Raw genomic sequence first — 15,228 nt, 5'->3', positions numbered from 1 at the left:
AGGCGCGCCCGCCCGCGGGGCGCCTCTGCCTGCGACGACCGATGCGCCGCGGGTTGCCATCGGCCGTCCGTGGCTTAACGATGTTTTCTCACGGGAGAGTGCCTCTTGCCCCGACCTTCTGATTCCGTCGTCCGTGCCATCACGATGGATGGCGCTTTTCGCGTCATCACGGCGCTGACCACCGAGACCGTGCGGGGGGCCGTCGCGGTGCAAGCTGCGACCGGCGCGACCGCGCAGCGGCTGGGAGAGCTGATCACCGGCGCCATCCTCGTGCGCGAGGCGATGGCCCCGAACCTGCGGGTCCAGGCGATCGTCAAGGGCGCGGCCGGTCACGGGAGCCTGGTGGCCGACTCGCACCCGGACGGCACGAGCCGCGGCCTGGTCAACCTGGGCAAGGGGGCCACGGCGGAGAGCGCGGTGGAGATCGGCGGCGGGTCGCTGCTTCAGATCATGCGCACGCTGCCGAGCGGCATGCTCCACCAGGGGGTCGTCGAGATCCCGACCGAGGGCGGCATCTCCGCGGGCCTGATGGCGTACATGCAGGAATCGGAGCAGGTCGTCTCCATGATCGCGGTGGCGACGCTGATCGGCGAGGACGGCGTCGGCGCTTCCGGCGGCTACCTCGTGCAGCTGCTCCCGGAGGTCGAGCGCGGTCCGCTCATGGTGATGACCGAGCGGCTCAAGGATTTCGAGCGCCTCGACGACGTGCTCGCGCACGAGGGAGCCTCGGCGGACGTGCTGCTCGGCGAGCTGCTCTACGGCATGCCGTTCTCACGGCTCGAGGACTCGCCGCTCAGCTTCAGCTGCCGCTGCAGCGAGCTCCGGGTCATGGCCACGCTGGCGAGCCTGCCGCGGAGCGACGTCGAGGAGATGGTCACGGACGGGAAGGTCCTCGACATCCGCTGCGATTATTGCGGGAAGGACTACCAGGTGTCGCCGTCGCAGCTCCGCTCGCTGCTGACGACGAGCTGAGCGGCCGCGCGCCCGCGCGCGGCAGGCGCGACCTCACGCTGGCTGGCCGGGCGAGAGGCCGCGGATCACGAACGCGATGACCCGCTCGGCCTCCGCCTCGTCGTCCCACGCCGCGTCGGGAGCGATGAACACGCGGTGGAGGATGTACCCCGCGAACGTCGAGATGATGCAGCGCAGGACGAGGGGCGGCGGCCACGGGACGATCTGCCCTTCGCGCTGGAAGCGCTCGACCAGGGCGATCCCCTTCGCGAGGATCGGCGCGTACACCCGGCTGGCGATGCCGATCCGCAGCTCGGCGTCGAACGGCAGCTCCTGCGCGAGGATGCGCACGAGCTGCGGGTGCGCGCGCACGAACGCGGTGCGCTCGGCGAGGAGCGCCCGCAGGAACGCCTCGAAGGTCGGGTAGCTCGCGTCGAAGAGCGGATCCATGGAGCGCGCCATCGCGGGCCCCACGAGGCGCTCGATGGCGGGACCGAGCACCCCCAGGAGGAGGTCCCTCTTGCTCGGGAAGTACTTGAAGATCGTCGCCTCGGCGACCCCTGCGCGCCGAGCGATCTCCCGCGTCGCGGTCCCGTGGAAGCCCTGCTCGGCGAAGGCCGCCACCGCGGCCTCGACGATCTTCTTCTGCGCCTCGGTCAGCGTGTCGTTCGAGCGCGGCCGCCGGCTCATCGGCGCTCTCCCTGGCCACCGGCGGCCTCGGCCCTGCGCGTGAAGAGCCGGTCGAGGGCCCGGCGGAGCTCGCCCTCGTCGAGCGGATCGCTGCGCACGCTGACATGGCCGTCGGGCCGGACGAGGACGGCGGCCGCCGACGCGGCGCCGTACGTCGCGTGGGCGTGCCCGTCGGGATCCGCATAGCCTCCGGCCTCGGGCGCGCCGATGACCAGGGCCTCGACGTCGGGTCCCCCGAGCTGCGCGGCGAGCTTCCGTGCCTGCTCGCGCGCCCCGCCGTCCGCCTGCGGGCCGGTGAAGAGCAGCAGCATCCATTCTGCGCCGCGCATCAGGTCGAAGAGGTGGACCTGCGCGCCCGCCTCGCTGCGCAGCACGGCGTCCGGCGCGCGATCCCCGGCGTGGGGCCCGCGCTCGGGAGGGCCTCCGATCTGCACGGAGAGCGGGCTGTTCCGGTAGCGGATCTTGAGCTGCGAGAGGAATCCCAGGATCCGGCGCTGCACGGCGGGGATGGCGAGGAGGCGGACCGCGAGGCGCGGCGCGACAGCGCGCAGCGTCCGGCCCAGCGGACCGTGCCCTGCCATGAGCCCGAAGAGGCGGTCCGTGAAGTCGACGAGCCGACGGGCGACGGGCAGCCGCTCCAGCTCGTAGGTGTCCAGCAGCCATGCTGGCATCCGGCCTCGTTCGACGGCAGCGAGCTTCCACGCCAGGTTGTAGGCGTCCTGGATTCCGGTGTTCATGCCCTGCCCTCCGGCCGGGCTGTGGATATGCGCCGCGTCTCCGGCGAGGAAGATCCGGCCCTTGCGCAGCCGCGTGGCCACGCGGTGGTGCAGCCGGTAGCGCGAGAGGACGATCGCCCTCTCGACCTTGAACGACACCGGGATCATCTCGCGCATCGCGGCCTCGAACTCCTCGAGCGAGACCGGCGCGCCGTGCGCCGGCGACGGTTCGGGCTGGATAAGGACGACCCGGAACCGATGCGCGCCGGGCACCGGAAAGGCCGCTGCGACGCCGCGACGCGAGGGGCTGATGTAGATCTCGCCGTCCGGCAGCGGCCAGTCGACGATGAGATCGCCGAGCATGCAGTGATCGTCGTAGGTGTCGCCCTCGAAGGCGATGTCCGCGCCCTTGCGGACGGCGCTGCGCGCGCCGTCGCAGCCGAGGAGCCACCTGGCGCGCACCTCGTCGATGCTCCCGTCGGCCCGGCGGAGCGTGCAGGAGACGCCGGCGCTGTCCTGCGTGTAGGAGGCGAGCTCGACGCCGCGCTCGAGCGTCACGCCGAGCCCGGCTAGCCGGGAGCCCAGGACGCGCTCGGTGTCGAACTGCTGGACGGTGAAGATGCCCGGGATCGGCGTGGATAGCTCCGGGAAGTCGAGGGTCGGCAGCCGGGCGCGCCGTCCGTTCGAGAGGAGGACGTTGAGCCCTCCCACGCGCACGGCGTGTTCCATGGCGGCGTCGAGGAGCCCCATCCTGCTGAAGAGCTCCATCGTCCGCGTCTGCACGGCGAGCGCCCGCGAGTGATCCGGCGGCGGCTCCGTTGCCTTGTCCACGATCCGCACCGTGAGCCCCCGCCGGGCGAGCTCCCCGGCCATCGTCAACCCGGTCGGCCCTCCGCCGACCACCAGCGCGTCCAGTGCTCCTGTCATGCCCCGCCTCCGATTTGGTGAGTAAGTACTCACTCACTATAGGAAGGAGCGGCGGGTTGGCAAGGAGCGACCGAACTCCCCGCTCATCCGCCCCGCCCCACCCTCGATCGGCGGACCGCCCGCGTGCTCCCCCAGCGAGATGGATGCAATGGTCGCCGCATGGAAGAGGTCCACGTCAACGTCTACATCCACGCGCCGGTCGAGCGGGTCTTCGACGCGGTGGCTGACCACGAACGCTTCCTGCGCTCCGGGGACGGCACCTACACGAAGGTCGTCCGGCCAGGGCTCACCGAGCACAACGGCCTCGGCGCCCTCCGCGAGGTGCGCGTCGGGAAGCGGATCCGCTACGTCGAGGAGATCACGGCCTTCGAGCGGCCGTCCTCGTTCGACTACCAGATCGTCGAGAGCACGCAGCCGCTCCGGCACCAGGGCTCGCGTCTCCGCTTCACCCCGCGCGGCGAGGGCACGGAGATCGACTGGACATCGCGCTTCGACATCCCGCTGCCGCTCGTCGGCAAGCCGCTCGGATCGCTCGCCAGGCGCATGTTCATCGCGGCGTTCACCGAGCTGCTGCTCGCCGAAAAGGCGCGGCTCGAGGCCTCGCAGCCCACGCGCGCCACGTGACCCCCTCGCGCCCTCGCCGGCAGGCAGCGCTCAGATGGACTTCACCTTCGCCTCAGAAGAAGGGGCGATCTTTGGACTCTGCGGTTCGGTGCTGCTCGATCTGTGGCCAATGCATGTAGACGGATACCTTATCATCTACGACATCGGCAGAAAGTTCCCATGGCCAGCCTCTTGCTGATGCCAGACGGTCCCGTATAAGCTGTTGGCCTCAACTTCCTTCCGTTCGGCCTTCGGATTTGGTCGAGCGGTCGCAGGGGTGTTCAAGATGCGACCGATGGTGAGGTGTGCGTCGCTGCTCGGCCAGATGGCCTCTGGAGCAGCTCGTATCGGGGGTTCCGGGGGGAAGCTGTCGACGAGGGCAGGAGCGCCACCGCAGCTGGGCAGTCGCGGTAATCGGGCCAACCGAGTCAACAGATCGAGCTGCTGGCCGAACGGAGCCACCGCGCTCTGTGCCATCTCGCTGCTGACGCTCGTGGCATGTGCCGAAGGCGCCAGCCTGGACGGCGAGAGCACGGGGGCCGGCGGCGCCAGCTCGGGTGGAGCGCCGTCGTCCAGCTCGGCCGGCGCCGGCTCCACCGTGTCTGCAACGAGCAGCACGACAGCGAGCGGCACGACGGGCTCCGCGACAGGCGGCTCGTCCAGCGCGGGCGGGACCGTCACGAGCGCAGCGGTGAGCGGCTCGGCAGGCTCAGGTGGCGCCGACGGCACGGGCGGCGCCGGAGGCCTGGGCGGCGCTGGCGGTGAGGACGCCACGGGCTCAACGACGAGCAGCTCCGCAAGCAGCTCGGTCAGCTCCTCCGCCAGCAGCTCGGCCAGCTCCTCCGCCAGCAGCTCGGTCAGCTCCTCCGCCAGCAGCTCGGCCAGCTCCTCCGCCAGCAGCTCGGCCAGCTCCACGACGAGCAGCACGACAGGCGCCGGAGGCGGTACCGCCACGAGCTCCACTACCGCAAGCTCCACCACCGGCGGCGATCCCACGGGGGAACTCGAGGTGCAGTACGCCACGAGAGACGCCGCCGCCACCCCCGCCTTTCTCTCCTTCAAGGTCCAGGTCAAGAACACCGGAAGTGCGAGCGTCCCGCTCCAGGATGTCACGATTCGCTACTGGTTCACGGCCGACGGTTTCATGTCGGCACTGATGAGCAACTGCGACTTCGCGTCGGTCACCGGTGGGCGCGACAACATCATCAGGACGTTTCACGAAGCGTCTGGCACGGACGCCGATCACTACCTCGAGATCGGCTTCGCATCCGCCACAGGCAGCCTCGCCCCGGGCGCCACCTCGGGATACGCAGAGATTGCCATCTACAACGCGAACTACGATAAGCTGACGCAGGCCAACGACTACTCCTTCAGCGCGACGGCGACCGCTTTCACGCCTTCGATGCAGGTGACCGGGTACCGCGCCGGCGAGCTCGCCTGGGGTATCGAGCCCTAGCTCGGCCGCACGCTTTCGCGGCTCCAAAAAGCCGCGCTCGGCTGCCCGCGGCGGACGCGCCTCCGGTGGCCGACGGCGCCTCGATGCGCCCGCGCCCCTCGTTCGCCTGCCCAGCTCTCACACCGATCCAGCGCCTCGACGGAGGGGCACCTCGGCGCACCCGCTCGTGTGCTGTGGCAGCCTGTCTCGCCGCGCGCGCACGCCACACCCCGCAACATGCCGTTACACGCCCAGGCCCGTCCCAGGCGGCCGCGATGTAACCAATTTTCCATGGAGTTCTGCCCCGCCATGGCACGCGATCGCTTCCGCTGCGCCTGGAGACGGGCAGCACGGGCGGCACCATCCTTGAATGGCCCCGCTCGGACCCTGAACTCTATGGATGCCAACGCGCGCGCAACTCGTCCTCCCCCGTCGTCCCGCACCCGGCCTGTGCAGGCCCCGATCTCACGTGATCCGCCGCGGAGCGGGCCGAGGCCCGGACACGGTCCCGATCCGTTCGACGCCTTGAAGCGGCGGGCCGCGGACACGCCTGGGCTCATCAGCTTCGCGGGCGGGCTGCCCGCCCCGGGCGAGTTCCCGCGCGCGAAGCTCGCGGCCTCGTTCGTTCGCGCCCTTCAGAACCCCAGCTGCCCGGCGCTCCAGTACGGCTGGCCCGAGGGCGACGAGGACCTCCGCGCCTGGATCGCCGGGCAGCTGCGCCGGCGCGGCGCCCAGGTGGCTCGCGACGACGTCATCGTGACCAGCGGCGCACAGCAGGCCGTGTCCCTCGCCGCGCAGCTGCTGCTCCGCGGACCGCGCGCCAGGACCGGCGTCGACCGCGAGAGCTACCCCGGCGCGCTCGATCTGTTCCGGGAGCTCGGCGCGACGGTCGTCGATGACGGCAGCCACGTCGATGCCTATTACCTCATGCCCGCCGTCTCCAACCCGCGTGGACGCAAGCTGTCGCGCAGCGATCGAGCCAGGGTCCTCTCGACCCTCCGGCCCATCATCGAGGACGATGCGTACGCGGATCTGTCCTTTGACGGCGCCGCCCCGCGACCGCTCCTCGCCGAGGCGCCCGATCGCGTGTTCCACGTCGGGACGTTCTCGAAGACGCTTTGCCCCGGGCTCCGCATCGGCTGGCTCGTCCCCCCGCGCTCGCTCCGGGCCGAGATCCTCCAGCTGAAGCAATCCGACGACCTGCAGGCAGCCAGCCTGCCGCAGGCCGTCCTGGAAGACTACCTCCGCACAGAGGACTTCGATCAGCGGCTCGTTCGCCTGCGGGAGTTCTACGGCCGCCGCGCCGACCGGATGGAGCGGGCGCTCCGGAGGCACCTGCCCGGCTGGCGGTTCGACCCCCCCGCCGGCGGCTTCGCGATCTGGGTCGAGCCCGACGCCGAGCCGAACGAGGCCTTCCTCCTGGCCGCCGCCATCGAGCACGGCGTCGCCTTCGACCCGGGCTCGCTGTTCCGGGCTCACGGCGCCGTGAGCCCGTTCGCCCTCCGGCTCTGCTTCTCCTCGGTGGCGTGCGACGAGGACCTCGACGAGGGCGTGCGCCGCCTCGCGCGGTGCTGGGCCGAGGTCGCGTAGCGTCGCCAGCGCGCCGATTCACGCCAGCGCCCCGATCACGTCGAGGCGCTGACCGAGCGCCTCGGCAGGCGCCGCCGTGGGCCTCTCACTGCGCCAGCGGGCCGCCCGGCTTGTGCGGGACGGGCGGGCGGCGATCGAGCAGCTCCCGCGCCGCGGCCCGGACGACCGCGGGCACGTCCGCGGCCGCCGCGAGCCGCAGGAGCTCGGGCCGCAGGAGGAGGCGCACCATGGGCACCGCGATCTCCTGCGGCGCGCCCGGGTTCTGCACGATCGCCATGCGCACCCGCGCGCGCTGCGGCCACTCGGGGTGCTTCGCGATCTCCGTCAGGACCTCCGCGCTCGCCGGGCGCCGCGCCGCGAGGCGGACGACGTCATCCTCGGTCAAGCGCGGGTTGTCGAGCAGGTTGCGGATGACGAGCGGGTGCGGGTCCCGGAGCAAGGCTTCGAAGGCCGCGCGGGTCGGCCGCCGGGCCAGCGCGCGCCGCTCGCCGAGCGTGAGCGCGCGCCCGGCGCTCGACGTGGCGAGGAGCCGCTCGTCGGGCGCCGGCGAGGCCGGCTGCGCCTCGGGCCGCCGCGCCTTGCGGCGCAAGAGGCGCGAGAGCGGCAGCAGGGCATGGGAGGACGCGAGCTCCCGGAGCTGCTCGACGCGCTCCGAGAGCGCAGGATCCGCGAGGACAGGCACGACGGCGCCCAGCACGTCGCGCGCGAGGGGGTTGGCCTGCTCGGCGTCGCGGCAGAGGTCGTCGAGCGCGCGGGCGACCGAGGGCGGGTCGGCCCGCAGCACCTCGCTCCGCAGGTACGCGACCCGCAGCCGGAGCTCCTTCAAGGACGAGACGGCTCGCCTCCATCGCCCCGCCAACGCATCCACGCCGTCAATCTACATCGCCGGCGTCCCGGCGTGGAGCGCGTGCCAGGCAGTTTGCGCTACGCAACGTGCGCGGGGCGGTTATCCTGCGCCGCGCCATGAGGGGACGGCGAAGCCGATCCCCGATCGTCGGAGGGGACGGCGAAGCCGATCCCCGATCGTTGAAGGGGACGGCGAAGCCGATCCCCGATCGTTGAAGGGGACGGCGAAGCCGATCCCCGATCGTTGAAGGGGACGGCGAAGCCGATCCCCGATCGTTGAAGGGGACGGCGAAGCCGATCCCCGGTTGCTGACGCGGACGGCGCAGCCGATCCCCGTCTCGAAAGGGAGGAGTCGCATGTCCGAAAAGGTTTCGTTCCCCGCGAAGGACGGGTCCTCGGCGACCGGCGAGATCGTCTGGCCGAAGCAGGGGGACAAGTCACCTGCCGTCGTCCTGATCCAGGAGTGGTGGGGTGTGAACGACCACATCCGCTCTCTGCTCGACCGGCTCGCCGATGCCGGGTTCATCGCCCTCGCGCCCGACCTCTACCACGGCAAGACCACCAAGGATGCCACCGAGGCCAACCGGCTGATGGTCGAGCTCGACAAGCCGCGCGCCCTCGCGGAGATCGCCGGCGCCGTCCGCTTCCTGTCGGCGCACGAGCGGTCGACCGGCAAGGTCGGCGTCATCGGGTTCTGCATGGGCGGCGCGCTGAGCTTCGCCGCCGCCGCGACGATCCCCGAGCTCGCGGCCGCGGTGCCGTTCTACGGCATCCCGAGCCCCGCGCCCGACTATGCGCGCGTCAAGGCGCCGATCCTCGCCCACTTCGCCGCGCGCGACGGCTGGGCGACGCCGGCCGCCGCCGAGGCGATCCAGAAGGAGCTCGCTGCCCACGGCCAGTCCATGGAGCTCCACGTCTATGACGCCGACCACGCGTTCGTGAACGACACGCGCCCCGAGGTCTATGCCCCCGAGGCCGCCAAGCTCGCGTGGGAACGGAGCATCGCGTTCCTGAAGCAGCACCTCGGCTGAACATCGGCTGAGCACGACGCCGCGGACCTTCCCCCGGGCTCCGCGGGACGCGCGGCGCGTCGACCGGGCGCGTTCTTTGCCGTCGCGCAGGGAACCCTGATATACACGCTTACATGGCCCTCCCCCCGGTACTCCCGGGCTCGATCCAGCAGGCGGAGTCGCCGATCGACCGAGCGCTCTCGCTTGCGCTCGCGGGAGAGCGGGACGCCGCGCTGCGCTGGGCCGCTGCGCTGGTCCGGCACGACCCGACGATGCCGTCGGCGCTCTGCCTCTGCGGTCGCCTCCTCGGCGAGCTGAACCGGCACGAGGCCGCGCGCGAGGCGTGCTCCACCGCGATCGCCCGCGCGATCGACCTCGAGAACCTGCCGCTCGCCGTGGCGGCCGCGCGCGAGAGCGAGCGCTTCGGCGGCGATCCCGGGCCCGGGCTCGACCTGATCGCCGGGGCGTTCTGCCGGGACTCGCCGCGGCTCGGCGAGGGCGCGCCGCCGCCGCCGCCCCTGCCGGCCGCCGAGGCGTTCCAGCCGCTCGCCTCCGTGCTCACCGGCGCGCTCCTGCTCAACAAGGCGACGGAGATCATCCACGACGCCACGCGCAGGCTGGCCGCCCAGACCGATCACCCCGGGATCGCGCCCCAGCCGGTCTTCTCGTCCGTCGGGCGCGACGCGCTCCGCGCCCTGTGCGGCGCCTTCACGCCCATCTGGGTGGCGGCGGGGGCGACCGTGATCGAGCAGGGCGCCGCGCGCAGCGAGGCCTACTTCGTCGCGCGCGGGGAGCTCGAGGCGCGGCGCCGGCGCGTGGACGAGGAGATCCTCCTCGCCCGGCTCACGAACGGCGCCATGTTCGGCGAGATGGCGCTGCTCTCTCGGGCCCCACGCACCGGGAGCGTCGTCGCCACGCGGCCCTCCATCGTGCTCGAGGTGAAGCGCGACGCGATCGACGACATCGCGCAGCGCGAGCCCGAGGTCGGCCTGGAGCTCGCGGCCTACTGCCGGGACCGCATGGTGGAGAACCTCGTCCGGATGAGCGACGTGCTCCGCGTCGTGCCCGAGGCCGACAGGCCCGCGCTCGTGAAGCGGTTCCGCACGCGCACGTTCGAGAAGAACGAGCGGCTGCTCGTCCAGGATGAGCGCCCCCCCGGCCTGTTCCTCATCGCCTCCGGAGAGGTCGCCGTCGTCCGGCGCGACGCGGCGGACGACGCCCGCGTCGAGCCGCTCGTGCTCTCGACGCTCGGCCCCGGCGACGTCGCCGGCGAGATCGCGATGGTCCTCCGCCGCGCGGCGAACGCCGATGTGATCGCCGTCCACCCCACCGTGACGCTGTACCTTCCGGCCACCGAGTTCATGGGTCTGGTCGAGGATCACCCGGCCGTGCTGGCGCAACTCTACAAGCTCGCCGTCCAGCGCGACGACGAGACCACGAGCATCATGGCCGAGGAGGTCTCCGTGGCCGAGGACTTCGTGTTGATCTAGGGTACCGATCCGATCGAAAAAATTGACGAAACGAACCACGGATGTGCGGAGGTTTTGTTGTTGTCGCTTCTGTGTCTCTGTGGTTCAAACTCTCTCTCGCGCGGCGTTTCAACCTGTTCGGTGCTCTAGCGACGTCCCGCGAGCACGCGGCGGGTGCACCGATTGACGCTCCGCGCCACGCCCCGTAGACTTTCAGTCTATCCGTTGTTGTTGACCGGCACTGAACAACCACCAGCGTAGGGAAGGCCACGCTCGCATCACAGGTCCTGCGACAATGACGACGAACGCGTTCGCGCTGGAGGGACAGGTGCTGGTCGGCCGATATCGGCTGCTCCGCCCCCTCAGCTCGGGCAGCATGGGCACCGTCTGGCGCGCGGACGATCTCACGCTGGGCTCGCCGGTCGCGATCAAGATGCTCGGGCCTCTGTATGCGAAGGACGAGACGGTCCGCGCGCGCTTCTACCAGGAGGCGCAGGCGGCGGCGGCGCTCCGCAGCCCGAACGTCGTGCAGATCCTCGATCACGGCGTCGAGAACGACGTCCCCTTCATCGCGATGGAGCTCCTCGAGGGCGAGGACCTCGCGCACCGGCTCGAGCGTGTCGGCGCGCTCGAGCCGGCCGATACGGCGCGCATCTTCGCCGACGTCGCGCGCGCCGTGCGCAAGGCCCACGACGCCGGCATCGTCCACCGCGACCTCAAGCCCGACAACATCTTCCTCGCCCTCGACGACGACCGGGAGGTGGCCAAGGTCCTCGATTTCGGCGTCGCCAAGACGCGCATGTCCGGCAAAGAGGGCATCGGGACGCAGGCGGGCGTGCTGATCGGGACGCTGCCGTACATGAGCCCTGAGCAGGCGCAGGGCGCGACCGTCGATTACCGGTCGGACCTGTGGGCGCTCGGGGTGATCGCGTTCGAGTGCGTGTGCGGCCGGGCGGCGATCACGGCCGAGGCGCCTGGCGCGATGATCCTCGAGATATGCAGTGATCCGCTGCCTGTCCCCTCGAAGGTGGCCTCTGTGCCCGTGCCGCCGGCGTTCGACGAGTGGTTCATGCAGGCGTGCAGCCGTGACCCGAACGGGCGGTTCGCCTCGGCGACGGCGATGGTCGACGCGCTGCGCGACGCGCTCTTGCCGCCCAGCGACGCGCAGGAGGGCGGGCGCGCCTCGGTGAGCTCGATCCCCGGGGGCGCGGGCACCGCGTCGCCCTCCGTCCCGCCGATGTCCGCCGCGCCGCTCTCCGCCGCGCCGCTCTCCGGTCCGCCGATCTCGACCTCCCCGCTCTCCGTCTCGCCGGGTGGGAGCGTGGCCTCGCGGCCGGGCCTCTACGACGAGGCGGGGGCCGACTCGAGGCCTCGCCGCAGGATCCCGGTCCCGGCCGTCGCGCTCGGCCTCGCGGCTTCGGTCCTCTGCGGGGTGCTCTTCATCGGCTGGCGCGCGCTCGGCGACGACCCGATCCCGCACGCGCCGCCGTCCGGCGCGGCCTCGCCGCCGGGGACGCTCGAGACACCGCCTGTCGTCGTCCCGGCGAACAATCCGCCGGCGGAAGCGAATTCGCCCAGGGGGGCGCCGGAGCTCGCGCCTTCCCAGGACACGACGGCCGCGGCGACCTCGACGCCCGCGCCCCGCGCCGGCTCCGCGCTGGATGCCAGCGCTCCGGCCGCGGCCGCCTCCTCGGCCCGGGCGGCGCCCGCTCGCCCGGGCAAGGCCGCGTCCTCCTCGCCGCGGCCCAGGTCCGCGGCCCCGCCCGCGGCCTCCAGCGCGACGCGCCCCAGGTCCGACCGCCTCGGCTTCTGAGGAGACGAATGCGCGCGCGATCGAGCGTCTCGGGCACCGCCACCATCGCGTTCGCGCTCGCGCTCGCGCTCGTGGCCACCGCGCGGGCGGCCGACGTCGACCCCGCCACCATGAACGCCGCCCGGGCCCTCGCCGAGGAGGGCCTCGACCTCTTCGACAAGGGCCAGTATGCGGCGGCGCTCGACAAGTTCGGGCGCGCGGACCAGCTGATCCAGGCGCCGACGATCGACCTCTATGCCGCGCGGTGCCTCGAGCAGCTCGGGCGCCTCATCGAGGCCTCCGAGCGCTACCTGCAAGTGAGCCGCACCTCGCTCGATGCCTCGGCAAGCGACGTCTTCAAGGCCGCTGTCGCCGACGCAGGGAAAGCGTACGACGATCTCAAGCCACGAATCCCCAGGCTCGCTGTTGGGGTGCGCGGCGCCCCGGAGCGCGAGGTGCAGATCACCATCGACGGTAAGCCGATGCCGCCGGCGCTGGTGGGGGTCAGCCAGCCTGTCGATCCTGGCAAGCACGTCGTCGAGGCCGTGTGGACGGGGCGTGTCGTCCGGCGGGAGGTCGCGCTCCAGGAGCGGCAGGAGGCGGCGGTCGCGCTCGAGTTCCCCGTCGGTGTCCGCCCGCCCATCGTCCTCCCCCCGCCTGCCGGCCCGGCGCCGGGGACCACGCAGCGCGTGCTCGGCTGGACCGCCGTCGGCACGGGCGCCGCGGCGCTCGTGGCCGGTGGCGTCACGTTCGGCATCACGAGCGCGCTGCGCGGCGAGCTGATCGACCTCGGGTGCACCGAGGACGTCGTGTGCCCGGACACGCCGAAGACGCGCGAGAAGCTGGGCTCGTACAACGACATGCGCCTCGTCCCTGCGCCGGCGTTCATCGTGGGCGGGGCGCTCGCCGCGGGCGGCGTCGCGCTGCTCCTCACCGCACCGTCGGCGGCGGCGAAGCCCAAGGGCGCAGCGGTCCGTCCATGGATATCGCCGTGGGGTGCCGGGATCGCGGGGGTGTTTTGATGAAACGCAACGGCTTCATGATCCTTGGCGGCGCGGTCGGCCTGGCCGGCGCGCTGGGCGGGTGCTTCGACGAGGGCGTGCTCGTGCCGGGCGCCATCAGCGGCGGCGGCGCCGCGCAAGGGGGGATGGGCGGTGTGGGCGCCGCGGGAGGCGCGGGCGGCACGGGCGGCGCGGGCGGCGCGGGCGCCGCGGGAGGCACGGGCGGCGCGGGAGGCGCGGGCGGCAACGAGCCCTGCACGCCTTGTTATACAGGCCCCGAAGCGACCAAGGGGGTCGGCGAGTGCAAGGAAGGCTGCCTGCGCGGCGGCTCGTGCGACGGCGAGGTGGTCCCCACGGCCGAGGGCTGTACGACGAAGGAGAACGACGAGAGCTGCGACGGCGTGGCGGCGTGCATCGGAGCGCACGACTGGAGCGCCAAGCTCGGAGGGAACGGCGACCAGAGCGGGGTTGACGTCACGTTCGACAGGGAAGGACACATCCTTGTCGCGGGTGCCTTCAGCACCAGCCTGGATTCCGTCGGCAGCCAGGGAGCGTCCGTCGGCAGCCAGGGAGCGTACGACGGCTTCGTCGTCCAGCTCGGTCCCGGCGGCGCGAGGGGGTGGTCGAAGGCGTTCGGGGGGAACGGCTCGGATTTTTCCACTCGCGTGGCGCTCGACAAGAACGGCGGCGTGATCCTGGCCGGGACCTTCGAAAACACAATTAACTTCGACGGGGCGTCGCTCACGAGCGCAGGCAGCTCGGACGTGTTCGTGGCGAAGCTCGACGCGATTGGCGGCCTGGACTGGATCAAGACGATCGCCGGTCCGAGCGTCGATAGAGTTTACGGGCTCGCGGTGGATTCGAACGACAACATCGTCGTCGCTGGCAGTTTCACCGACTCGGCCGACGTGCTGGGCGGGCGGCGGGTGGGCGGGGACCACCTGACGAGCAAGGGTGGAGAGGACATCTTCGTCGTGAAGATGGACGCCCTCGGGAACCTCGCCTGGAGCACGAACTTCGGCGATACGACAGCTGAGGTCGCGAACGACGCTGCCGTCACGCCCGACGGAGGCGTGGTCCTGGTCGGCCGCATCGCAGGCAGGGTGTACTTCGGGACGACGCTCCTCACTGCGCAGGGCGACGACGCCTTCATTGCGAAGCTCGACGGGAGCGGGACGCCGCTCTGGGCCAAGATGTTCGGCGACACCATGAGCCAGGAATTCACGGCGGTCGCGGTGGACGCGAAGGGGGACATCGTCGTCGCAGGGAGCACCGGGGGAACGATCAATTTCGACGGAGCGCCGCGGAGATACGCCGGAGGAAACGACGCGGTCGTCGCCGCCTTCAACGCGGAGGGCAAGCACCTCTGGAACCGTCTGTACGGGGACGCCCGAGATCAGAAGGCGCTGGGGGTGGCGGTCGACCAGGCGGGCAATGTCATCGTTGTCGGAGAGTTCGAGAGCGCCATCGACTTCGGCGCCCCGAGCCCGAAGCTCCAGTCCCTCGGCGGCAACGACGCCTTCTTCGCGAAGCTCGCTCCGAACGGCGATACGGTCTGGGCCAAATCGTTCGGCGACGCGTCGGAGCAGCGCGCCCGGGCCGTCGCCGTGGATGAGCTGGGAGCCATCGCGCTGACGGGCAGCTTCAGCGGCAGGATCGATCTCGGGGGGGAGCCCCTGATGAACACCGGGGGCCCCGACGCCTTCGTCGCCAAACTGCAGCCCTGACGGCCGGCAGCCACCTCGCGACGAGGCGCTCGCGTCACCGGATCCCGCGGAGGCGCGGCAGTGGCCGGACTACGGCCGCAAGTGGCCGGAATCGTTGGCTCGATGGGGCGCTTCCGGTCGCTGCCCGGAGGCGGCCCTCCCTCCGCGCCGGCAGCACCGTGTTGCCGGCGCGTGGAGCAGGACCTCCGTTGGACCAGGGGACGCATCGAGGTCCGGTGAGCCGTCCATGCACCAGAACGAGTGATCCACCCGGATCTCGCGCGACTCGCCTCCGGAGCACCTCGTGAGTCCTCGTTTTGCGGTGAGAGTCCACGTTTCGCGGCGTGAGCCATCGCTTTGCGGTGGGAGTCCTCGCTTTGCACCGCTGTTTGCTTCACGGACGATGCACACGGTGCCAGCGCAAGGCGAGCTCACCTGGCACCACACTTGCCAGGAGGCCCCCCCACTTGCTTAGAGGAGGAATGGCTCACG

At 71.6% G+C, this 15,228-nt stretch carries 13 protein-coding genes; 9 read left to right on the top strand and 4 right to left on the bottom strand.

Going from position 1 to position 15,228, the window contains the following annotated elements; all coding sequences use genetic code 11:
• The first annotated feature begins 105 nt into the window (after positions 1-105).
• Complete coding sequence (locus tag WMF19_RS00375; protein ID WP_437897246.1) at positions 106-972, top strand: Hsp33 family molecular chaperone HslO; 867 nt, start codon at positions 106-108, stop codon at positions 970-972.
• Positions 973-1,005: 33 nt separating this feature from the next.
• Here the strand turns inward: WMF19_RS00375 and WMF19_RS00370 are convergent, their stop codons facing one another.
• On the bottom strand, positions 1,006-1,641 hold the full coding sequence (locus WMF19_RS00370; protein WP_437897245.1) for a TetR/AcrR family transcriptional regulator: 636 nt from the start codon (positions 1,639-1,641) through the stop codon (positions 1,006-1,008).
• Entirely contained in the window at positions 1,638-3,284 is a 1,647-nt protein-coding gene (locus WMF19_RS00365; protein ID WP_437897244.1) for an FAD-dependent monooxygenase, read from the bottom strand. Before WMF19_RS00365 ends, WMF19_RS00370 begins: the two co-directional genes overlap by 4 nt.
• A 159-nt stretch (positions 3,285-3,443) precedes the next feature.
• Here WMF19_RS00365 and WMF19_RS00360 point away from each other — a divergent pair, with 159 nt between their 5' ends.
• On the top strand, positions 3,444-3,908 hold the full coding sequence (locus tag WMF19_RS00360; protein ID WP_437897243.1) for an SRPBCC family protein: 465 nt from the start codon (positions 3,444-3,446) through the stop codon (positions 3,906-3,908).
• A 135-nt stretch (positions 3,909-4,043) separates the two neighbouring features.
• On the opposite strand, the gene WMF19_RS00355 is transcribed toward WMF19_RS00360, so the two are convergent.
• Positions 4,044-4,814 (bottom strand): hypothetical protein, encoded by a 771-nt coding sequence (locus WMF19_RS00355; protein WP_437897242.1) that lies wholly within the window; start codon positions 4,812-4,814, stop codon positions 4,044-4,046.
• Positions 4,815-4,896: 82 nt separating this feature from the next.
• On the opposite strand from WMF19_RS00355, the gene WMF19_RS00350 reads away from it, so the two are divergent.
• A complete protein-coding gene (locus WMF19_RS00350) occupies positions 4,897-5,343 on the top strand; it encodes a cellulose binding domain-containing protein (protein ID WP_437897241.1) in 447 nt (148 codons plus the stop codon).
• 504 nt (positions 5,344-5,847) lie between these two features.
• Positions 5,848-6,912: a PLP-dependent aminotransferase family protein gene (locus tag WMF19_RS00345; RefSeq protein ID WP_437897240.1), complete on the top strand. Its 1,065-nt coding sequence runs from the start codon at positions 5,848-5,850 to the stop codon at positions 6,910-6,912.
• Between the two features lie 85 nt (positions 6,913-6,997).
• Here WMF19_RS00345 and WMF19_RS00340 read toward each other — a convergent pair whose 3' ends face one another.
• A complete protein-coding gene (locus tag WMF19_RS00340; protein ID WP_437326922.1) occupies positions 6,998-7,738 on the bottom strand; it encodes a hypothetical protein in 741 nt (246 codons plus the stop codon).
• Between the two features lie 376 nt (positions 7,739-8,114).
• On the opposite strand from WMF19_RS00340, the gene WMF19_RS00335 reads away from it, so the two are divergent.
• The 5 genes from WMF19_RS00335 (at position 8,115) to WMF19_RS00315 (ending at position 14,757) form a co-directional block, all read left to right on the top strand.
• Positions 8,115-8,789: a dienelactone hydrolase family protein gene (locus tag WMF19_RS00335; protein ID WP_272097112.1), complete on the top strand. Its 675-nt coding sequence runs from the start codon at positions 8,115-8,117 to the stop codon at positions 8,787-8,789.
• 113 nt (positions 8,790-8,902) lie between these two features.
• Positions 8,903-10,258: a cyclic nucleotide-binding domain-containing protein gene (locus WMF19_RS00330; protein WP_437897239.1), complete on the top strand. Its 1,356-nt coding sequence runs from the start codon at positions 8,903-8,905 to the stop codon at positions 10,256-10,258.
• 274 nt (positions 10,259-10,532) lie between these two features.
• A complete protein-coding gene (locus WMF19_RS00325) occupies positions 10,533-12,050 on the top strand; it encodes a protein kinase domain-containing protein (RefSeq protein ID WP_437897238.1) in 1,518 nt (505 codons plus the stop codon).
• Positions 12,051-12,058: 8 nt separating this feature from the next.
• Positions 12,059-13,051: a tetratricopeptide repeat protein gene (locus WMF19_RS00320; protein WP_437897237.1), complete on the top strand. Its 993-nt coding sequence runs from the start codon at positions 12,059-12,061 to the stop codon at positions 13,049-13,051.
• Positions 13,051-14,757 (top strand): SBBP repeat-containing protein, encoded by a 1,707-nt coding sequence (locus WMF19_RS00315; protein ID WP_437897236.1) that lies wholly within the window; start codon positions 13,051-13,053, stop codon positions 14,755-14,757. Before WMF19_RS00320 ends, WMF19_RS00315 begins: the two co-directional genes overlap by 1 nt.
• Positions 14,758-15,228 lie beyond the last annotated feature (471 nt).

The organism is Sorangium sp. So ce124, from assembly GCF_051525235.1.
GTDB classification, from domain to species: domain Bacteria; phylum Myxococcota_A; class Polyangia; order Polyangiales; family Polyangiaceae; genus Sorangium; species Sorangium atrum.
The sequence above is the reverse complement of the archived record's forward strand: the minus strand, read 5'-3'. Positions and strand labels throughout refer to the sequence as shown.